Annotated in this window: 24 protein-coding genes; 6 read left to right on the top strand and 18 right to left on the bottom strand. The window is 38.8% G+C overall.

Annotated elements, in window-relative coordinates; genetic code table 11:
* Position 1 precedes the first annotated feature (1 nt).
* Both ACLNCS_RS04195 and ACLNCS_RS04190 read right to left on the bottom strand, forming a co-directional pair.
* A complete protein-coding gene (locus ACLNCS_RS04195; protein WP_424847337.1) occupies positions 2 to 229 on the bottom strand; it encodes a hypothetical protein in 228 nt (75 codons plus the stop codon).
* A gap of 3 nt (positions 230 to 232) precedes the next feature.
* Positions 233 to 442 (bottom strand): helix-turn-helix domain-containing protein, encoded by a 210-nt coding sequence (locus ACLNCS_RS04190; RefSeq protein ID WP_424847335.1) that lies wholly within the window; start codon positions 440 to 442, stop codon positions 233 to 235.
* Between the two features lie 287 nt (positions 443 to 729).
* Between ACLNCS_RS04190 and ACLNCS_RS04185 the strand changes: the two genes are divergently transcribed.
* The 4 genes from ACLNCS_RS04185 to ACLNCS_RS04170 all read left to right on the top strand — a co-directional run bounded on the left by ACLNCS_RS04185 (position 730) and on the right by ACLNCS_RS04170 (position 3,165).
* Complete coding sequence (locus ACLNCS_RS04185; protein ID WP_424847333.1) at positions 730 to 1,101, top strand: helix-turn-helix domain-containing protein; 372 nt, start codon at positions 730 to 732, stop codon at positions 1,099 to 1,101.
* A 46-nt stretch (positions 1,102 to 1,147) separates the two neighbouring features.
* The gene (locus tag ACLNCS_RS04180) at positions 1,148 to 1,468 is read left to right on the top strand and encodes an ImmA/IrrE family metallo-endopeptidase (protein ID WP_424847618.1); all 321 of its coding nucleotides are present in this window, start codon (positions 1,148 to 1,150) and stop codon (positions 1,466 to 1,468) included.
* 30 nt (positions 1,469 to 1,498) lie between these two features.
* Complete coding sequence (locus ACLNCS_RS04175) at positions 1,499 to 1,906, top strand: DUF4429 domain-containing protein (RefSeq protein ID WP_424847331.1); 408 nt, start codon at positions 1,499 to 1,501, stop codon at positions 1,904 to 1,906.
* 116 nt (positions 1,907 to 2,022) lie between these two features.
* Positions 2,023 to 3,165, top strand: coding sequence for a tyrosine-type recombinase/integrase (locus ACLNCS_RS04170; protein ID WP_424847329.1), 1,143 nt, complete (start codon positions 2,023 to 2,025; stop codon positions 3,163 to 3,165).
* Positions 3,166 to 3,250: 85 nt separating this feature from the next.
* Here the strand turns inward: ACLNCS_RS04170 and ACLNCS_RS04165 are convergent, their stop codons facing one another.
* The 4 genes from ACLNCS_RS04165 to ACLNCS_RS04150 form a co-directional block, all read right to left on the bottom strand.
* Positions 3,251 to 3,526, bottom strand: a complete 276-nt coding sequence (locus tag ACLNCS_RS04165; protein WP_004253345.1) for an HU family DNA-binding protein — start codon at positions 3,524 to 3,526, stop codon at positions 3,251 to 3,253.
* A gap of 107 nt (positions 3,527 to 3,633) precedes the next feature.
* Positions 3,634 to 4,470: a DegV family protein gene (locus ACLNCS_RS04160; protein ID WP_004253342.1), complete on the bottom strand. Its 837-nt coding sequence runs from the start codon at positions 4,468 to 4,470 to the stop codon at positions 3,634 to 3,636.
* Positions 4,471 to 4,640: 170 nt separating this feature from the next.
* A complete protein-coding gene (locus ACLNCS_RS04155) occupies positions 4,641 to 5,873 on the bottom strand; it encodes a tetratricopeptide repeat protein (protein WP_004253338.1) in 1,233 nt (410 codons plus the stop codon).
* On the bottom strand, positions 5,863 to 7,026 hold the full coding sequence (locus tag ACLNCS_RS04150; RefSeq protein WP_070677227.1) for an AI-2E family transporter: 1,164 nt from the start codon (positions 7,024 to 7,026) through the stop codon (positions 5,863 to 5,865). The genes ACLNCS_RS04155 and ACLNCS_RS04150 overlap by 11 nt, the downstream gene beginning before the upstream one ends.
* A 188-nt stretch (positions 7,027 to 7,214) precedes the next feature.
* Between ACLNCS_RS04150 and ACLNCS_RS04145 the strand changes: the two genes are divergently transcribed.
* Complete coding sequence (locus ACLNCS_RS04145; RefSeq protein ID WP_254804113.1) at positions 7,215 to 8,228, top strand: lactonase family protein; 1,014 nt, start codon at positions 7,215 to 7,217, stop codon at positions 8,226 to 8,228.
* A gap of 42 nt (positions 8,229 to 8,270) precedes the next feature.
* Here the strand turns inward: ACLNCS_RS04145 and ACLNCS_RS04140 are convergent, their stop codons facing one another.
* From ACLNCS_RS04140 to ACLNCS_RS04085, 12 genes are all read right to left on the bottom strand, one after another.
* Positions 8,271 to 8,690, bottom strand: coding sequence for a F0F1 ATP synthase subunit epsilon (locus ACLNCS_RS04140; RefSeq protein WP_006148659.1), 420 nt, complete (start codon positions 8,688 to 8,690; stop codon positions 8,271 to 8,273).
* A gap of 10 nt (positions 8,691 to 8,700) precedes the next feature.
* Entirely contained in the window at positions 8,701 to 10,107 is a 1,407-nt protein-coding gene (gene atpD, locus ACLNCS_RS04135; RefSeq protein ID WP_036757320.1) for a F0F1 ATP synthase subunit beta, read from the bottom strand.
* A gap of 81 nt (positions 10,108 to 10,188) precedes the next feature.
* Complete coding sequence (locus ACLNCS_RS04130) at positions 10,189 to 11,067, bottom strand: F0F1 ATP synthase subunit gamma (protein ID WP_004253324.1); 879 nt, start codon at positions 11,065 to 11,067, stop codon at positions 10,189 to 10,191.
* A gap of 15 nt (positions 11,068 to 11,082) precedes the next feature.
* On the bottom strand, positions 11,083 to 12,588 hold the full coding sequence (gene atpA, locus ACLNCS_RS04125) for a F0F1 ATP synthase subunit alpha (RefSeq protein WP_424847325.1): 1,506 nt from the start codon (positions 12,586 to 12,588) through the stop codon (positions 11,083 to 11,085).
* A gap of 14 nt (positions 12,589 to 12,602) precedes the next feature.
* Positions 12,603 to 13,139, bottom strand: a complete 537-nt coding sequence (locus ACLNCS_RS04120) for a F0F1 ATP synthase subunit delta (protein WP_263393481.1) — start codon at positions 13,137 to 13,139, stop codon at positions 12,603 to 12,605.
* Complete coding sequence (gene atpF / locus ACLNCS_RS04115; RefSeq protein ID WP_254729863.1) at positions 13,139 to 13,633, bottom strand: F0F1 ATP synthase subunit B; 495 nt, start codon at positions 13,631 to 13,633, stop codon at positions 13,139 to 13,141. The genes ACLNCS_RS04120 and atpF overlap by 1 nt, the downstream gene beginning before the upstream one ends.
* An 18-nt stretch (positions 13,634 to 13,651) precedes the next feature.
* Positions 13,652 to 14,368 carry a F0F1 ATP synthase subunit A gene (atpB, locus tag ACLNCS_RS04110; protein ID WP_178894902.1) on the bottom strand — a complete coding sequence of 239 codons (717 nt, stop codon included), beginning with the start codon at positions 14,366 to 14,368 and terminating at the stop codon, positions 13,652 to 13,654.
* A 32-nt stretch (positions 14,369 to 14,400) separates the two neighbouring features.
* Positions 14,401 to 14,601, bottom strand: coding sequence for a F0F1 ATP synthase subunit C (locus ACLNCS_RS04105; protein ID WP_001054551.1), 201 nt, complete (start codon positions 14,599 to 14,601; stop codon positions 14,401 to 14,403).
* 240 nt (positions 14,602 to 14,841) lie between these two features.
* The gene (locus ACLNCS_RS04100; RefSeq protein ID WP_424847321.1) at positions 14,842 to 15,153 is read right to left on the bottom strand and encodes a CHY zinc finger protein; all 312 of its coding nucleotides are present in this window, start codon (positions 15,151 to 15,153) and stop codon (positions 14,842 to 14,844) included.
* 14 nt (positions 15,154 to 15,167) lie between these two features.
* Complete coding sequence (locus tag ACLNCS_RS04095; protein WP_173876060.1) at positions 15,168 to 16,454, bottom strand: peptidase U32 family protein; 1,287 nt, start codon at positions 16,452 to 16,454, stop codon at positions 15,168 to 15,170.
* A 122-nt stretch (positions 16,455 to 16,576) separates the two neighbouring features.
* Positions 16,577 to 18,787, bottom strand: a complete 2,211-nt coding sequence (locus tag ACLNCS_RS04090; protein WP_424847319.1) for a ComEC/Rec2 family competence protein — start codon at positions 18,785 to 18,787, stop codon at positions 16,577 to 16,579.
* Positions 18,771 to 19,412: a helix-hairpin-helix domain-containing protein gene (locus tag ACLNCS_RS04085; protein ID WP_004253296.1), complete on the bottom strand. Its 642-nt coding sequence runs from the start codon at positions 19,410 to 19,412 to the stop codon at positions 18,771 to 18,773. Before ACLNCS_RS04085 ends, ACLNCS_RS04090 begins: the two co-directional genes overlap by 17 nt.
* 240 nt (positions 19,413 to 19,652) lie before the next feature.
* Between ACLNCS_RS04085 and ald the strand changes: the two genes are divergently transcribed.
* On the top strand, positions 19,653 to 20,765 hold the full coding sequence (ald, locus tag ACLNCS_RS04080; protein WP_424847316.1) for an alanine dehydrogenase: 1,113 nt from the start codon (positions 19,653 to 19,655) through the stop codon (positions 20,763 to 20,765).

Below are 20,765 nucleotides of genomic sequence, written 5' to 3'. Positions count from 1 at the left end.
TCTAGTTGTGATTAGGTGTTTTTTGTTGCATAGCACGTTTTCTGATATCTTTCCTCAAACAATCAGCTAAGTGAAGCATATTCGGAATCTTGCTTCCTTTGATGCTACTAATAGCTCCCAAAGCTTCATAGTAGGTCTCTGTGTTTTCCAAAATATCATCAACCATATTTTCAAAATGTTTCTCAATAATTTCTTTGATGAGATCATTATTTTGTTTCTTTTCGTTCATTTCTTACTCTCCTAAATCAACCCAACTTTCATCGATGCCTAGGACATCGCACACTCGGTTTTTCAATTTGTCACTACCTTTACCATATTTCAGCAATTCTGAAATGGTAGGTTTCTTCACTCCACAAGCACGGGCGAGGTGTGTTTGTGTCATTCCTTCTGAATTCAATTTGTTTTTTACAATCTGAATCCATTTTTGATGTTGTTGGCTCATATCAGGCCTCCTTTTTAAAAATTTATCTAAAAAGTTAGCGAATTTCTTGACAAATTCTAAAACTAGTTTTAGAATGAATGTATAGAGAAAAGACCTACTAAAAGTAAGTTTTACCTATTCAAAACGGACGGCAATCGGTTTTTTAGGTTTTTTATTTTTTAGTTGTCTGTTTCGCTAACTCTTTAGCTTACGACTACTATTTTAAAACTAGTTTTAGATTTTGTCAAGCATTTTTATAACTAATTTTAAAATTATTTTTCGTAACGCTTAGAAAGGTTGATAAATCAATGTTTTTAGCGTTTGATAGAATTAAGGAATTGGCTGATAAGCAGAAAATTTCTTTAAATATTTTAGAAGAAAAGCTAGGATATAGTACGAACTACCTTTATAGTCTTAAAAAAGGTAATCCAAAATCTGATAGACTACAAGAAATCGCTGACTACTTCAACGTGTCCACTGATTATCTTCTAGGTCGTACTGATAATCCAGCTATTTCAAGCGACCTTGTCACTACTGCTGACGGCCGTACTGTTGACTTGTCCAATCTTCGTGAGCGTGTAGTTCTCTTCGATGGTAAACCATTGTCAGATGATGATGTAGACAAGATTGCGCAGATCATTAAACTCTCTTTGGGGGTGTCCGACATTGAAAGTGAATGAGTTACTGGATGAATACCAGGTCACACTCTATCTCTTCCCTGAAACCATGTGGGAGCGTAGGGGCTTCTATTTCCCCGATGAGCGCATCATTTACGTTAACGGTAATCTTAGCCAGGAAGAGCGAGAAAAGGTCATCCTGCACGAATTAGGTCACATAAACCACGACCCAGCTAATTACAAACGGTTGCTATACAAATATGAGAACGAAGCAGATCGCTTCATGATTCGACATCTCATCTCTGAAGAACTCGCACAGTATGAAGTATCAGACTTCAACTGGCTCCAGTTTGCAGAAAGACACAAAATCTCAACAACCTGGGGTGAAGATATGATTCAGGAAGAGTTTTATAGATTGACAGGTAGTTAATAAATTTTACAAAAAGAAAGGTGAGTAAAAGTGGCATTATTTGGAAAAAAACAAAACGATGTTCAAGAAGTTGAACTTTTTACAGAAGAACCGAATGAAAGAGTTTTTGAGTTCAAAAAATCAAAAACAGTAGTAAGAGTTGATGACTACTTCATTAGAATTGCCAGAAAATCAAATGTTTCGAATGTTTTACTGCATGGATTAGATGGTGAAAAATCAATTTTGTTATCAGAAATCACTGCTTATCAGTTAAAAGAGCCTGGTGCGACTGTTGGGTATCTTCAGCTTGTTTATCCTGGTTCGTCTGATGTAAAAGGTGGTGTTTTCGATGCAGTAAAAGATGAAAATACTGTGACATTCCTTAAAGAAGATAAAGAGTCCATACTAGAGTTAAAAAAAGCAATTGAGGAAGCTTTGAAAAATAAAGTTAGAAAATAACAAAAATCCCCACACCGCCTGCAAGCTAAAGTGTGAGGATGTACTGTATAAGAAAGAATGGCATTAAAAGGCCCTCTTTACTATACCCATTTTATCAAGAAATGAGGAAAAAAGCAATGTGGATGGAAGAACTTCCGAATGGAAAGTATAAATTTTTTGAGCGATACAAAGACCCGTACACTGAAAAATTGAAGAGGGTATCTGTAACGCTTAGTTCTGGAACAGCCAGAGCGAAAAAGGAAGCACAAAAATTACTAGATGAACGCATAGAAGAAACTTTACAGAATTTACAATCAACAGATGTAACTTACAAACAAGTTTTGGATGAATGGTGGACATTTTACCAGAAAGAAATCAAAGGTAGTTCTATCAGTTCTCTCACTAGTAGCGTGAATGATTTTAAGGAAGCGTTCGATACAGAAATTAAAGTTAAGAATATAGACACTAAATATATCCAGCGCTTTTTAAATGATCTAGATATTTCTCGTTCAAAACTAGAGCGCTATAAAATGATTTTAAATCTATCACTTGATTATGCAGTTAATCTTGAATATATCAAAGACAACCCTGCAAGACGAGCAAAACTTCCAAAACAAATAAAGACAATCGAAGAGTTAGAAAAAACAGAAAAGAAATTTTTAGAAGAGGAAGAGTTAAAAAGGTTACTAGAGGAATTATATAGAACAAAGAATACATATAGACTGGGATTGCTTGCTGAATTCATGGCATACAATGGTTGTCGAATTGGTGAAGCTATTGCTATTAAACTAGAAAATATTGATTTTGATAATAAGATAGTAAAAATCCATGGCACTTTGGATAAGACAGTAGGTTATTCAAAGGGTCACAAAACAACTACTAAAACTGCTGCAAGCTTCAGAACTGTTTCTTTATCAAAAAGAGAAATTGAAATTTTAAAAGAGTTTATCTCAATAAATGAACTTTCTAAAAACACTCGAAAAACATTCAATGATCTTGGATTCATCTTTGTTACCAAAAACGGTATACCAATTCAAAATAATTCTTTCAATTTAGCAATCCAGAAAGCAAATAAACGTTTAAAAAATCCAATAGATAAACATCTGACTTCACATATCTTCAGACACACTCTTGTTAGTAGACTAGCAGAAAACAATGTACCCCTAAAAGCAATCATGGCAAGAGTTGGTCACTCTGACTCTCGAACAACCAATAAAATCTATACACACGTCACTAAAAAGATGGATGATAATATCCTGGACTTACTCGATTCTTTATAGTTTGCCCCTTATTTGCCCCCTATATATAAAAAAAGCCTGTCACACAAGCTTAAATGCTTGATACAACAGGCTTTTTGTAAAGTTATTATTTAACTGCTTCTTTAAGAGCTTTACCAGCTTTGAATGCTGGAACTTTAGAAGCTTTGATTTTGATTTCTTTACCAGTTTGTGGGTTGCGACCTTTACGAGCTGCACGTTTACGAACTTCGAAGTTACCAAAACCGATCAATTGAACTTTTTCACCAGCTGAAAGGAATTCAGTTACAGCTGCGAATACAGCGTCAACTGCTGCTGCTGAATCTTTCTTAGTCAATTCTGTAGCTTCTGCTACTTTAGCGATCAAATCTTGTTTGTTTGCCATGTTAATGAATCCTCCAAAATTATTTCTAATTAACACTTATAATCATAACCTAAAATTGCTTTTAGGTCAAGTCAAAAACACGTTTTTATTGATTTTTCTTCATTTTTTTAGGAATTATAGCGAATTAAGATCGCCCAGGCGTTTTCCCCGGTGTGAGTTTGGATAATTGAGCCTGTTTCTAGGACTGAAATCGGTTTTTCAACGTAAGGTTGTAGAACAGCTTTCATCTCGTTTGCAAATTCATTTGTACCTGCATAAGAAATACCAATCTCAGCTACTGAACGATTTGAAAGAGTGGCTACTAACTCATCCAACCATTTCTTAAAGGTTTTTGAACCACGACCTTTGACAATCGGTTGCAATTCATTATCTTTCATCTGCATGACTACTCGAATATTCAGTAAAGAGCTCAGCAAACCAGTAACACGGCCAATGCGACCACCTTTTACAAGATTTTCTAAAGTTGAAACACCGATGTAGAGTTCGGTGTGATTTTTTACTTCCTCTACATGGGTTAGAATAGTTTCAAGGTCTTTTCCTTCTTGAGCTAGTTTAGCAGCTTCCACAACTTGGAATTTCAAGGCCTGATCTGTGAATGAACTATCCAAAACAGTTACATCTGCTGTTGACAAACTTGCTCCTTGACGAGCCGCTTCAACAGTTCCTGATAAAGCATGGGACATGTGAATAGCTAGAATCTGACTACCATCCTTACCCAAATCATCAAAAATTTCTGCAAAGAGTCCCACTGGTGGTTGACTAGTCTTAGGAAGATTTTTACTAGCTTGCATCAAGCGAAGAAATTCTCCTTCTTCAAGATCTGCATCTGAATAAAGGACACTATCAATCATCACAGATAGTGGAACAACAGTAATATCAAATTCTTTAACCACTTCCGGTTCAATAGTAACCGAAGAATCCGTTACAATTTTTACTTTTGTCATTTTGCCAATCTTTCTATTTTTACTATTGTTGATTGTTCAACTTATAACTATAACAATTATATCAAAAAAATACTAAAAGTTCATACTCAATCCACCCAAATTTAAAGCAATTTATACTTCTTTTTAATAAAAAAAGAAAATCACCTTTGCTTGGTGATTATCTTTTGTATTTAAGATAAATAATCATACAAATCTTGCATTTGTAAATCATCAGGTACTAATTGTAGATAGGATTGAATGTAGTCTTTTGCTTCTTCTAGCTTACCTAACTCTCTTAACAAATAAATAAACTGTTCCAAAAACTCTGGATTATCCTTGAGTTCAGTAGCAAGTTCCTTATAGAGATCATATGCTGCATCTAATTCTTCAGTCTCTTGATAGCTTCGCGCAATCATCCATTTAGTCAAGAGGTTTTCAGGTTCATAGACTGCTAAAGCTAGAATATCTTCGTATCTTTCTTGTTCTTGGTAGATGGTAGCTAAGCGTAGCAAAATTTCTTCCTGGTCATCAGCATTTTCTTGTGCTTGAATCAGATAAGCTTCTGCTTGCTCAGGTTGATGCAACTCATAAGATAGCTGAGATGCAAGGAGTAAGAGCCGAGTTTCAAAAGGATTTTTTGACAAGCCTTGTTGAGCTATTTTAAGAGCCTCTTCTGTCTGATGCTCCTTATGCAGTGCTTGACTATAACCATATTCATAACCCTCAAAATCTGGAGAAATAGTGTCTAGTTGTTTAAAGTATAGTACGGCTTTCTGGTAGTCTTCTTGGTCAAAATAGAGACTTGCAAGCTCAAAGGCTGTTTGATCATCATATTCTAACTCTAAGGCTTTTTCTAAAAATTCTATTGCAGATTCAAACTTACCTAAACGTGCATAAGCAAGACCAATTCTCTGATAGGTCGAAATTCCAGTTTGATCGTAGATAACTCGATTATCTAGTTGAGCATAGCCCTTAATGGCTTCTAAATCGTTTCCTAGCTCACTATCTAGTTCAGCTAGTCCAAATATCAGGAGAGGATCATCAGAGTAGCTACGAGCTTCTAAAAGCTTCTCACGCGCAACATCTGTCAATCCTTCCATCTGATATAAATCTGCTTTTAAGGCAAGAGCTGATACGTACCATTCACTTTCTGGACCAATCTTCTCTAAATAATCAAAAGCTTCTTCGATAAGTCCATCCTCACCAGCTATTGCAGCTAGATTGATGTAGACTTCTGGAAATTTCGGCGCTAATTTCTCATAGATCTGTGCTGCCTGTGGATAGAAACCAATCCCTTCGAGATATGCAGCAAGTTCAAGAAGAACTTCATCTGAATCTTCCTCTAGGGCATTTTGGAAAAAAGAATCAGCTCTTGATAAATCTTGTTGCTCCAAGGCCTCGAGCATTTGTTGACTATTGTTCACCTTCAGTCTCCTCTACTGGTTCATAAAGTCCACTAACTCCTTTATACCAATCAAAAATTGCTGAGATGACTACTTTTGCGGAAGCATAGATTGGAATACCTAGCAATACACCCCAAATACCAAACATGGATCCTGAAGTCAACAGTACAAAAAGAATGGTAATTGGGTGAATATTCAATTGGCTACCCAAAATCAGTGGAGAAACAAAACGTCCCTCTATAGTTTGCTCTACAATGAAAACGATAATAACTTTTAAGAGCATAACAGGACCAGCAATCAAACCCAAAATAAGGGCTGGAATCATTGCAAGAAAACTACCTAGATAAGGAACTAAATTGAGAAAACCGGCTGTAATACCTAAAGTAACAGCATAACGAAGTCCTATAATCTTGAATAAGATAATAAACATGATGGCGACGATTACAGCCACTGTAATTTGCCCTCGAACATAATTGGAAAGTTGTTGATTGACTTCTGAAAGAACCTTACCAACTGGTTCTCTCAATTTATTTGGTAAGAATTGAGTAATATAGTCTCTAAGTCCTTTTCCATCTCGAAGGAGATAAAAGAGCATAAATGGCATGATGATCAGAGCGACAATGACCTGTGACGTTCCACTGATAAGAGCACTCACCCAGTTAACAGCCTTAGAAGAAATATTACTTGCCCAAGCAGTTGCTTGTGTTGAAAAATTAGCTAAAACTTGCTCCAATTGTGGTCTAAAGTCATCCGGCAAACGCTTGGTAACAAGATCATCAATAACTCTGTCAGCATCCTCGAGATAACTTGGGACATTTTGCGCAAAAACGACTACTTGACGTTGAAGGTTTGGAATTGCAACGGCTAGTCCAATAATCAAGAGTATTGCAATAATGATAAAGATAATACTGATGGCTAAGACACGGTTAATCTTGTACTTCTCCATCAGATCTACTAGTGGATTTAAGAGGTAAAAAAGTAGACCCGATAAGATAACCGGCAACATCACTACTGATAAAAAGTCTATAACTGGGAAAAATAAAAAGCTAATTTTACTGAGAATAAAAATATTGAGACCTAATAACAAGGTCACCAAGAAAACAGTAATTGCTTTATTGTCTAAAAACCATTTAAAAAACCAAGATAAGGTAAAGTGTTTCTCTTTTTGTTCCATTTTTTCTTCCTTTCCTTTGTCCTAACATTATACCATGTTTTAAGAAAAATAAGGTTTTTTTATAGTCTTTTAGCAAGGGATAAATTTGTCTTCTTGGCAAGGAAAGAGCTATTTTTTCTGACTTAGATTTTTCATCTAGCAGGCCTTTTTATGTTATAATTGAATTATCTTTTTCTAGAGGTATGAATATGAAAGAAATAGTATATTTTGGAACCTATACACGACGTATTTCTCAAGGGATTTACAAGGCTGATTTTGATACTGAGACTGGCAAACTCTCAAATCTAGAACTCTTTGCAACCGAGCCAAGTCCAACCTACTTAGCCTTTGATCAGCATCAGCATCTCTATACTGTCGGAAGCCATGATGGCAAAGGTGGAATCGCAGCATACAAAACTGATGGTGTCCTCCTGAATCACGTCGTTGAAGAAGGTGCTCCTCACTGCTATGTTGCGGTCGATGAGACACGGGGACTAGTTTATGGCGCTAACTATCATAAAGGTCAAGTTCTAGTCTATAAACGTAAAGAAGATGGCTGTCTTGAATTGGCAGACAAAGTTCAACACACTGGCCATGGTCCACATGAAAACCAAGCTTCTCCCCACGTACACTACACCGATTTAACACCAGACCAATATTTGGTAACTTGTGACTTGGGTACTGACGAGGTCATTACCTATGATGTCGATCTAGAAGGAAAGTTGACGAAACTAGCAACTTATAATTGTAATCCCGGCGCTGGTGCTCGTCACCTTGTTTTCCACCACCACTACAAGATTGCTTATCTCATCTGTGAACTCAACAGTACGATTGAAGTATTGATTTACGATGGTGTTGGAGAATTTGAACAAATGCAGGTCATTTCAACCTTACCAGATGACTATAGTGGTTTTAATGGTACTGCGGCTATTCGTCTTTCTAAAGATGGCAAATTCCTCTACGCTTCTAATCGAGGCCATGATTCTATCGCTGTTTATAGCATTTTAGCAGATGGAAGCTTGGAATTATTAGAGATTGTTCCAACCAATGGGAAAAATCCACGTGATTTTGATTTGTCACCTGACCAAGAATTCCTTATCGCTGTTCACCAGGATTCTGATAATGCGACTGTCTTTAAGCGCAATCCTGAAACTGGTAGACTGGCAGAACTCTCTAATGAATTTCATGTTCCTGAAGCAGTCTGCATAAGTTTCAATAAATAGGGCTTAAAAAAATGAACTTGTAAAACAAGTTCATTTTTTATTTTATAATTTATTTCCGACATTGATACGGTTAATAGCACGTTGCAATGCAATTTTAGCACGGCGCTCTTGGTCGATTAAGTGTTTGTCTTGTGCTTCTTCGATTTCACGTTCTGCACGAAGTTTAGCACGTTCTGCACGACTAACATCAATATCGCGCGCACGTTCAGCTGAGTCAGCAATAATGGTAATGACATTATTAGCAATCTCAATGATTCCTCCGTTTACTGCAATCCAGTTCACATGAGTATCATCATCGATGCGTTTAACCTTTACTTCATCAACTGCTAGAACCGCAATCATATTTTCATGTCGTGGCAAGATCCCCATCTCACCATCCAGAGTTCGTACCGATACAAAGCTGGCATGGTGATCATAGACGAGGCCATCTGGTGTCACGATCTGGACAGTTAAATGTGCCATAGATCACCTCTTAAAATCCCATTTTTTCAGCCTTAGCAATAACATCTTCGATTGAACCTACTCCACGGAAGGCATCTTCTGGCAAATGATCGTATTTACCGTCAAGAATTTCCTTGAAGCCACGAACAGTTTCCGCTACTGGTACATAAGAACCAGGTTGGCCAGTAAATTGTTCTGCAACGTTGAAGTTTTGTGACAAGAAGAACTGAATACGGCGTGCACGAGCAACCAAAGTCTTTTCTTCGTCAGAAAGTTCATCCATACCAAGGATGGCAATAATATCTTGCAATTCATGGTAACGTTGAAGGACACGTTTAACTTCTGCAGCTACTGCATAGTGCTCTTCTCCAACAATTTCAGGTGCCAAGGCACGTGAGCTTGAAGCAAGTGGGTCAACGGCTGGGTAAATCCCCAATTGAACCAATTTACGCTCTAAGTTTGTTGTAGAGTCCAAGTGAGCGAAGGCTGTTGCTGGCGCTGGGTCAGTATAGTCATCCGCTGGCACGTAGATGGCCTGGATAGAGGTTACAGAACCCTTCTTGGTTGACGTGATACGTTCTTGCAATTGACCCATTTCTGTTGCGAGTGTTGGTTGGTAACCAACGGCTGATGGCATACGACCCAAAAGGGCAGATACTTCTGAACCTGCTTGCGTGAAACGGAAAATGTTATCAATGAAGAGAAGAACGTCTTGACCTTCTACATCACGGAAGTATTCAGCAATTGTCAAACCAGTAAGGGCAACACGCATACGTGCTCCTGGTGGCTCATTCATCTGACCAAATACCATGGCTGTTTTTTCGATAACGCCTGATTCTTTCATTTCCCAGTAAAGGTCATTCCCTTCACGAGTACGTTCCCCAACACCAGTAAATACTGAGATCCCACCGTGTTCTTGGGCAATGTTGTGAATCAATTCTTGGATCAATACGGTCTTACCAACTCCGGCACCACCGAAGAGTCCGACCTTACCACCTTTAAGGTAAGGGGCAAGAAGGTCGATAACCTTGATCCCTGTTTCTAGAATTTCTGAAGAGGTAGACAATTCATCAAAAGTTGGTGCTTTTTTATGAATTGGCTGACGCTCTGCATCTTCACCAAAAGGAGCTTCCAAGTCAATGGTATCTCCCAAAACGTTGAAGACACGTCCTAGAGTTTCTTTCCCAACTGGTACTGAGATTGGACGACCTGTGTCCAATACTTCCAAACCACGGGTCAAGCCATCAGTTGATTCCATAGCGATGGTACGAATCATACCATCTCCCAACTCCAAGGCTACTTCAAGGACGATTTTTGTTTTTCTTTCGTCATTTTTGTAGACGACAAGTGCATTATTAATCTCTGGTAGTTTCTCACCTGCTGCAAACATGACGTCTACAACGGGACCGATAACCTGAGCAATTTTACCTGAACTCATCTACTTCTCCTATTCTGTATAAGATACTATCGGTTCCTAGCATGACTAGGTCCTAAGTTCATTTCTCTGAGCAATATTGCTTTATTCTAAAGCACTAGCTCCTGCTACGATTTCTGTAATTTCTTGTGTAATCGCCGCCTGTCTGGCACGGTTATACTGGATAGTCAAATCATTGATAACTTTTTTAGCATTATCTGTCGCTGTCTGCATTGCCGTCATCCCTGCCGCATTTTCAGCTGTCTTGGCATCAATAATAGCACCGTAAATCATACTTTCTGCAAACTGTGGCAATAGTTGATCCAAGATTTCTTCACGACTTGTTTCAAGCTCAAAGGTCAAGCTATAGTTATCATCTGCTTCATTTGGGTCCAAGTCGACAATTGGAAGCATCTGCTCCACACGCATTTGACTTGTCAGTGTATTCACGTGGTGGTTGTAGCAAACATAGAGCTCATCGAAAAGTTCATTTTGGTACATTTCAATAGTTTTTGAAATAATCTTGCGAACTTCATCGAAGCTTGGTTGACTGGCTAGACCACGCAATTCATAAATTGGTTGAATACCACGAGCTTTAAAGAAGTCTGCTCCCATACCACCAATACAGATGACTTCGAAATCATCACCTGATGGATGATATTCTTGTTGCAGTTCCATGACAGCCTTCAAGATTGAAGAGTTATATCCTCCAACAAGACCACGGTCAGATGTAATGACGATATAGCCTGTTTTTTTGACAGGGCGACTAATCAACATTGGATTTGTTGATCCGCCAGCACCATCTCCGTGAAGGATGTCTGTAAGGAGTTTACGGACTTTTTGAGCATAAATCTGGAAGTTGCGTGCAGCTTCTTCAGAACGACCTAACTTAGCTGCAGAAACCATCTGCATGGCGTTAGTAATTTGACTAGTATTTTTCGTTGAGGCGATTTTTGTTTTAATATCATTTAGAGATACTGCCATCTGACACCTCTATTCTTATTGGAAGCTGGATTGGTTGAGAAACTCAGTAATCGCAGCATCCAAGACTGCTTCTTCTGGCAAGTCTTTTGTTTCACGAATAGTTTCCAAAATCTCTGGATGTTGCGCATCAAAGAAGGCATGGAATTCTTCCTCAAAACGAACAATATCATCTACTGATACAGTATCCAAGAATCCATGAGTCAAGGCATAGAGAATGGTTACTTGTTTCTCAACAGGTAATGGTTTATGAACTGGTTGTTTCAATACTTCTACAGTACGACGACCACGGTTCAATTTAGCCTGAGTAGCAGCATCCAAGTCTGAACCAAATTTAGTGAAGGCTTCCAACTCTCGGTATGAAGCAAGGTCGATACGAAGAGTACCAGCAACCTTCTTCATAGCTTTAATCTGAGCTGAACCACCAACACGAGATACAGAAGAACCCGCATCAATAGCTGGACGAATACCTGCATTAAAGAGGCTATCACTTAGGAAGATTTGTCCATCCGTAATAGAGATTACGTTTGTCGCGATATAGGCTGAGATATCTCCTGCTTGGGTCTCGATAAATGGAAGAGCCGTGATAGATCCACCGCCAAGCTCATCTGAAACTTTAGCAGAACGCTCAAGTAGACGGCTGTGAAGGTAGAAGACATCCCCTGGGAAGGCCTCACGACCGGGTGGACGACGGAGCAAGAGAGAAAGTTCACGATAAGCTACCGCTTGTTTAGATAAGTCATCATAAACGATCAAAACATGCTTACCTTGATACATGAACTCTTCTGCCATAGCAACCCCTGCATAAGGTGCAAGGAAAAGCAATGGTGAAGGCTGTGAAGCCGAAGCTGTCACAACGATTGTGTAATCCAAGGCTCCGTACTGACGAAGTGTTTCCACTTGTGTACGAACTGTTGATTCTTTTTGTCCAATCGCAACATAGATACAAATCATATCTTGACCTTTTTGATTCAAGATAGTGTCAATTGCGATCGTTGTTTTCCCCGTTTGACGGTCACCGATAATCAACTCACGTTGACCACGACCGATTGGAACAAGGGCGTCAATAGCTTTCAAACCTGTTTGCAATGGTTCTGAGACAGACTTACGTTGCATAACACCAGGAGCTGGTGCTTCTACTGGACGAGTTTTATCAGTGTGGATTTCTCCAAGACCGTCAACTGGACGACCGAGTGGATCCACAACACGACCAATGAGACTTTCACCTACTGGTACTTCCATGATTTTACCCGTGCGACGAATGGTGTCGCCTTCACGAATATCTGTAAAGTCACCAAGAATGATGATACCAACATCCGTTGACTCTAAGTTTTGCGCCATACCATAAGAGCCATTTTCAAAAATCAACAGCTCACCACTCATGGCATTTTCAAGGCCATGAGCACGCGCAATCCCGTCACCGATGTAGGTTACAACACCCGTTTCACTCACATCAAAATTAGGTTTGAAATTTTCAATTTGTTGCTTAATTAAAGCGCTGATTTCTTGTGCGTTAATTGCCAAAAGAACACCACTTTCTATTTCAAATTTTCCTTAACAACTTTAAGTTGTTGTTTAATACTCACATCAATTGTCTTGTGATTGGCAATAATAACAAAACCACCGATTAAACTATCGTCGATTTTTTCCTTAATACTGCGAACCTTTAAAGACATCTTCTTCTCGATTAGAGGAAGGAGGCGTTCTTTCTGTTCGTCAGTCAAAGGATGTGCAGACAAAATAGTCACTTCAAAACGATTGGTTTCTTTTTCAAGACGATTCAAGCAATCTACAATCACATCATAAAAAAGATTGGATCGATGATTGTAAAGTATAACCTCGATAAAGTTTTGCATTAAAGGTGACACAGAACCTTGGAAAAAACGAACTGTTTTTTCTTTATCCAACTCATCTACTTCCACTTGCGCTAAAAAAGTAGGTAAGCCAGTTTCTTCAGCAACTTGCTTGATTTGAGTCAAGTCTGAAAAAATAGAGTCTTCTTCTCCTTTTTCAATCACCAATTGGACAAAAGGCATGCTGTATTTTTCAATTACCTTTAAAGTCTTTTTGTCCATTAAGCTTCTCCTAGCTGATCGATATACTGATCAATGAGTTCTTTATGGGCCTGACTGTCAAGGTTTTTAGAGAGAATTTTCTCAGCTAGACTGATTGTTAAGTCAGCTACATCTCCCTTAACACTTTGTAAAGCTTCAGCTTTATTTTGAGCAATTTCTTGGTTGGCTTTTTCTTTTAAGCGCCCTGCTTCAAGTTTAGCTTCGGCTAAAATATCGGCTCTACTTTTCTCAGCAGTTCCCTTTGCATTCTCGATAATCGTTTTAGCTTCGGTACGGCTACCTGCTAACTCAGCTTCACGTTTGCTAGCTAGTTCCTCAGCCTTTTTACGGGCTCCCTCGGCACCATCAATATCTGAAGAAATCTTTTCAGCACGTTCATCTAAGATGCTGGAAATATTTCCCCAAGCATATTTCTTCACTAAAAAGATCAATAAAAGGAAGGAACCAGCGATAAGAATAAAGTCACCGATAATGGTACTAATAGTTAAATCCATCTTCTAATCCTCCTCTACTTACTCTTCCCCTTCATTTATTTTTTTACCAATGTACATTGATGACAACATGGTAAATACATAAGCCTGAATACATGAAATGAAAATTGAAAAAGCTGTCCATAACATGTTTGCGATAAAGGCAAAAGGATACCAATACAAAGCATTTTGTGACAAGGTCAATAGCAATCCAGCTAAGACCTCACCGGCAAAAATATTTCCGTAGATCCGAATCGCCAAGGAAGCAAAATTGGTGAACTCTTCTAAAATGTTCATCGGAGTCATAAAGCCAGGTGTAACAAATGCTCTCAAATATTCTTTAACGCCTCTACGACGAACTCCTTCTACATGGGCGATCAAAGTGATCAATAATGAGAGGGATAAATCGTATCCAAGGTTAGCTGTTGGGGAAGTCCACAAGTTATAACCGTTTGTTGTTTGTACTTTTGCCATTAAGCCAATATTATTGGCAACCAAGATAAACAGAAATAGAGAAAACAGAAACAAGGAATAATCCTTAATGTATGATTCTCCAATGTTTGGTTTGGTAAAACCAATCACAAAGTCATAAATCATCTCAAGAGCATTTTGTTTGCCCTTTGGACGGATGGTCATTTCACGACTTGCCCAGTAGACAAAGGCAAAAACCATCAAAACAGTTACAAGAGACATGGCAAGCAGGGTCAAATCAAAGGATATTGGTCCAATATTAACGGTTGGATTCAAACTTTCTTCCATGGTTTGACACCTCCATTTCTAAATAGAGTTGTCTATTTAATGACAAATGACATCGCCAAGGTTACAAAGAATGTTCCTTCGATAAAGGCAATCCCCATGATCATCAAACTACGCAATTGTGGGATGATATCTGGTTGGCGTGCTGCAGATTTGAACAAACCGTTCATCAAAAATCCTTCTGCAAGAGATACACCCATACAGGCAAGACAAAGTCCGAAAAATGTTAAATTCATGACGAATTCTCCTTTTTTAAATTAAATTTACCTCCCTAGTTTAGTCCTAAAATTTGCTTTTGTCAACTTTTTACTAGGAATGGAAGCGTTTTGAATCATTTATTTCCAATTTTACGATTTTCAAGACAATTATATAGAAAATTTTATTCCCTTTTCACGAACCTTTCACGAACCTTTTACTATCTTTCTATGTTTTCTGAAAACAAAAATCCGAGTTTTACAACTCGGATGTATCATTTTTTATCTGAAATAAATTGAGTGATGATTTTGACAAGCTGGATTAAATGCAGCTTTACAAAATGGACAAGTTCCCTTCTCGGTATACTCGACATACGTTAGTGTATTCCCGCAGGATCCACATAAGATGGGGCTATCCTCTTTCAGATTTAAAGGATAAGGACAAAATGTATGTGCTTCTATAGCATTGTGACACTGATAACAGGCGTAGTATTTCTTACAATCATAGCACTGAAGTGCTACGATATCTTTGTCACTATGGTAATGAACACATCTGCTTTCATCATCAACTAGTAAGCCCTGAGCTTGAATCATTATCTAATCCTTTTCTAGGCACGAACTGTGACGCTTGTCCCATCTTCTTTGTATAGATTAATCAGACCTTCTTTCAAAGCACGTACCATATCGCCAGCTTGTACTGGTTGAGGAACCTTGATGGTCAAAAGTTCCATTGGGTTTGGTGCACGGTCGATTTTATTTCCTTTAGCATCATGAAGGTCTTCAATATAAGTTTCAAAATGACGGAAACCTGGACCATAGAATTCAACTTGGTCACCTTCATTGATAACATTCCGTTGACGAATAGTTGCTGTTTGTGTAGCATCATCATAATCTACTACTTCCGCTACAAACTTATATTCTGGAATCTTACGGCGAGCACCAAACAACTGCTCATTTTCAGATGGAGTTCCATAGTAGAAACCTGTAGCCAACTCACGTTGGGCAACCTTCCACATTTCATCAATCAAGTCTTGCTTAATAGCTTCAAACTTTTCAGGGCTCTCAAGATAGGCATCAACAGCTGCCTTGTAACAGTTTGTTACTGTTGAAACATAGTGGATAGACTTCATACGGCCCTCAATCTTAAGACTGTCCACACCATTTTCAATCATATCAGGGATATGGTCAATCATAGACATATCAACCGCAGACATAGAGAATTCTTCAGGAATTTCTCCCTTGAGACTCTTACGTTCCTTACCGAACGGCATATCGTAAAGGTCATATTTCCAACGGCAAGATTGTGAACATCCACCACGGTTGGCGTCACGCATACTCATGTGATTAGAAAGAGTACAACGACCAGAGTATGAGATACACATAGCTCCGTGAACGAAGGCTTCAATTTCAACATCTGTACGTTTGCGAATCTCTGCCAATTCTTCCATAGAAACCTCACGCGCCAAAACGACACGTGTCAATCCAAGTTCTTTCCAGAATTCTAGGGTTTCGTAGTTAGTCGCACTGGCCTGGGTTGAAAGGTGAATTTCAAGTCCTGGTGCTTCTGTTGCTGCAATCATGATCAAGGCTGGATCTGATACGATAACCGCTGCAATCCCAATATCACGTAATTTACGGAACCATTCGCCGGCCCCTTCTTCGTTTCCTTCGTGCATGACCATATTGGCAGCTACATAAACCTTAGCACCGTACTTAGCAGCGAACTGTACTCCTTCTTCCATTTGTTCGAAAGTAAAGTTACCCGCGCGGCTACGAAGACCATAGGCCTGGCCACCGATAAAGACAGCATCTGCTCCATATTGAACAGCTACTTTTAGTTTTTCAAGTGTTCCTGCAGGTGATAGAACCTCAGGACGTTTCAAAGTTTTTGTCATGTTTTCTCCTATTTGCAATATAAAAGTTTGACACTAATCTTTACCATTTTATAGCAAAAAGGTTCTAAAATCAAGTTTTGATTGATTGTTTAGACAATTTTAATTTTTTTGAAAAGCTAAGCTCAGTGAACTGTTTCTATTTGCCAAGCACTCCAACCTTTAAAACGAATGGCGCCCTTTTGATCCGTTTTGTAAATCGAATTCCCAAGTTCTTGGTTATTCTCCCCATTTGTTTCTTTAAATTTTTTCTTCTTGTCAACAGAAACGACAGTGATTTTAGGCTGGAAGATTTCGAAGACTTCGACATCTGTCTTTTTCTTCGATGCTTGCTGATGAGTTAGCACTACATCTGCTTGAATTTTAGGATAAGACTTATTTAAGAACTTCTCCTCTATATTTCCAGTGACTAGAAAAGTTTGATTTAGTAGCTTTCCATACATGGCTATTGAGGCTTTACTATCACTATTTTTATTTTCGATTACTTCTAAACTACTCCCAAAAATAAATAACTGCTCTCCTGTTTTAATAGGACGTACTTTCAAGTTACTTTCCTTTAATTTATCCATAAATTCTCTTTTAGATAGAGTTTCTTCAGTTACTAGAATCTCTCCAAGATTGAAGGCTTTACTAATTTCTAGTAGATGGTCTAGTTGCTTAGGTTCACTATCCGTTAAAACAAGCTGATCAATCTTTGCCACTCCTCGACTTTTCAGATAGGGAATTAAACTCCGTTTGGCAATGCTCGAGGTGACTTTCTCCTGCCAAGCTTCTTTTTTCTCAACTGCTAACTTTTCACCGACATCCAGTAATATTGTCTTTCCTGTCATGTCTCTTAGGAAAATGCTCCGTCCCTGTTCCATGTCTAGGACTGTGATTTCATTTTCCAGTGGATGTTTGGTTACTAAGAAAAGTAAAATGATAAATAGGATAAGTAAAGGTGCTTTCTTCAAATTTTTACGATAATCATAAATCAGCGCCAAAGAGACTAATAGACATACCAAAACCCAGAGATTAGGTTGACCAAAAATAAAGGGTCTAGTAGATAGCTGAGAAACATAGCGTATGATGTCCTCTAACCATTCAAAGAGAAAGTTAAACTGGGTAATAGGATATATCCATGACAGACAGAAGAGTATTGATAAAAGTGGTAGCAAGACCATATCAAATAAAAAAGAAAAGACAAAAGTTAAGAGTATGGACCAAGGTTGAAATTCAGAAAAATAGAATGATAAAATTGGCAGAATTCCTAAGGAGATAATGAAGCTTTCTCTCACCAGACCTTTTATCCCTTCTACTTCCTCGCCAGTCATGGTCAGGATAAAGGCATAGGCACAGGAGAGCACTCCTCCAGCAGTTAGGAAGAAATTCGGCATCACGATAAACAAGACAAGGACTGTCAAAGCAAAGTTATCCAGCCCCTTGAAGCCATGTTGAGCCAAAAGTTTTTGTAAGAGACTACGAATAACAGAAGCTGAGAACCCTGTCAAACCTGCATAGACCAAAGAAAAGGGATAGGCAAGCCATTTGAACTTCTCTTGCGTCAAACCCAATCGTAAGAGTAACTTTTTAAAAGCATCCATGAAGAAACCGACCTGCATTCCTGACAGAGCAAAAAGGTGAATAATCCCTAGACTGGAATATAGTTCATTCATTTCCTCAAAATCTGTGTCCAAGTGCCCTAATAAAAGACCTGTCATATAATTACGCATGGGGTCAGGAAAATTCCTTTTTATCCAGACAACTGCCTTTCTCCGCAAGCTGGATAGATTTTCTCCCATATCCCAGCTGGATGCTTTCTTTAATTCGACAATTTCCGATATCGTTAAGGTCTGATAAATCCCCTGTGTTTTGAGATAGTTCCGATAATCAAATCCAGCAAAATTATTCGCACCTTGAGGAATAGCTAGCTTTCCTTTTACTACTATCTCATGCAGTTCAGATAACTCTTTAAACCCTTCTTTTTCAGCCTCTGACTGGAATTTATAATAGACCTGAAAGAGTCTACCATCAGCCTTCCCACGAAAGGATAAACTATCTCCATTGACCTTGATAGTATCAGGCAAGATTCGTACCGTATTAACTGAGTCAACAAGATGTTTACTCGCTTCTTCTTGTTGCCATTTTTGAAATATAAACCAGCTCCCAAAAAGAGCACAAACAAAGAGAACCTTGACCACAGTCTTCCATGAAAATTGAAAAAAGAGGCAGAGAAGTAAAAAGACAAAGCCCAAGAGTGCTAAAAAGCTTGCTGAAAAGATAGCATAGTAGAGCCAAAGCAGGAGAAAACTGAGATAGATTTTGGGGATGGGAAATCGACTAATCCACTGTGACATACTCTTTTAACTTTTCTATCGTTTTTGCACCAATACCAGAAACCTTTTTGAGCTCATCAACTGACTTAAACTTACCGTTGGACTCACGATGGTCGATGATATCCTGAGCACGTTTGCCTCCCAACCCCTTGACTTGTTTCAGCTCCTCTAAACTGGCTTTATTAAGATTGACTTTCTTATTTTCTTTGGTGTTGGAAGCATTTGAATGCGCCTCTTGACTGGTAGCTTCTTCCTTAGATGGAACATAAACAAGTGCTTCATCACTAATTCTCTGGGCAAGATTGATAGACTTACTGTCTGCATTATCTGTCAAGCCACCCGCTTTCTGGACAGCATCATTGATACGACTTCCAACTGGCAAATCATAGATTCCAGGTGATTTGACCGCACCTTTTACATCAACAGTAATCAGATCTTGCTTCACCACTTCTTCCTTCTGATTTTTATCATCCTTTTCATCCGTCGAATCCTTTGAAACAGTTGTAACTTCTGTTTGCAAATTGCTTTCCTTAGCCGGTGTTTGAGCGACTGGCTTTAGTAGGAAAAAGCCACCCAAGACCAAACCCAAACTAGCACAGATAACAATGATTTTATATTCTTTGATTATCTCAATAAGTTCTTCCATAATTTCTCCTCTCTTATCTTATTCGTAATGCAAAGAAAAAACAGCTGAAAAATCTTTTCAACTGCTTACTTATTTGCAAAATAATCTTCCTTATTCAAGACATATCTTAAGTAGAGAAATAAGTTTTTCTTGCAATTTTTAGCGGTTTCATATAAAATAAGAACATCACAAGAAATGACTGGGTTCTTCCTGTGATGATTTCGTATAAGAACCTAGATGTTAAATAAGGAGCTAATCTCTATGTTAATTGGAATTCCAAAGGAAATTAAAAATAATGAAAATCGTGTTGCTTTGACACCTGCTGGTGTACAGAGTCTTGTCGGTCGTGGTCACCGAGTCCTCATTGAAACAAATGCTGGACTTGGATCTGGTTTTGCTGATGCTGACTATGAAAAGCAAGGAGCTGAGATTGTCGCAACTGCTGCTGAAGCCTGGGCTGCAGAGTTCGTTGTTAAAGTCAAGGAACCCCTTGCTAGTGAGTACCAGTTCTTGCGTGACGATTTACTTCTCTTCACCTACTTGCACATGGCAGCAGCCCCAGAATTAGCGGATGCTATGCTTGCAGCGAAAACAACTGGTGTTGCTTATGAAACTGTACGCAATACTGAAGGTCAACTTCCTCTATTGGTTCCAATGAGTGAGGTTGCAGGTCGTATGGCTGTCCAAATCGGAGCTCACTTCTTGACGAAACAAGCTGGTGGTTCTGGAGTTCTTTTAGGTGGTGTCCCAGGTGTACCAAAAGGAAAAGTGACCATTATCGGTGGTGGTGTCGTTGGTACACACGCAGCACGTATCGCTCTTGGTTTAGGTGCTCAAGTAACTATTCTAGATATCAGTGCTAAACGTCTCTCTGAACTTGAAGATGTCTTTGGTCACCAAATCCAAACACTCATGTCTAACCCATTTAATATCGAAGCAAGTGTGCGTGAAGCAGACGTTGTTATCGGTGCAGTATTGATTCCTGGTGCTAAAGCTCCAAAATTAGTGACAGATGACATGGTTCAACAAATGCGTCCTGGTTCTGTCATCGTAGACGTTGCTGTAGACCAAGGTGGTGTTATTGCAACAGCTGACCGTGTGACAACCCATGATGAGCCTGTCTATGAGAAACACGGTGTCCTTCACTATGCGGTTGCTAACATTCCTGGAGCAGTTGCTCGTACTTCTACTATCGCCCTTACAAATGTGACCCTTCCTTATATCGAAGCCTTGGCAGGAAAAGGATTTAAGAAAGCAATCCTTGAAGACGCAGGCTTGCTTGAAGGTGTAACAACTTATCAAGGTCAACTCACCAGCCAACCAGTTGCTGAAGGTTTAGAACGTGACTTCACACCTATCAGTGAACTTGTTTAA

The sequence above is a fragment of the Streptococcus sp. CL9.43 genome (assembly GCF_049737935.1).
Lineage (GTDB): Bacteria > Bacillota > Bacilli > Lactobacillales > Streptococcaceae > Streptococcus > Streptococcus infantis_I.
Note: the sequence above shows the minus strand (reverse complement) of the source record. Positions and strands in the feature narration are given on the sequence as shown.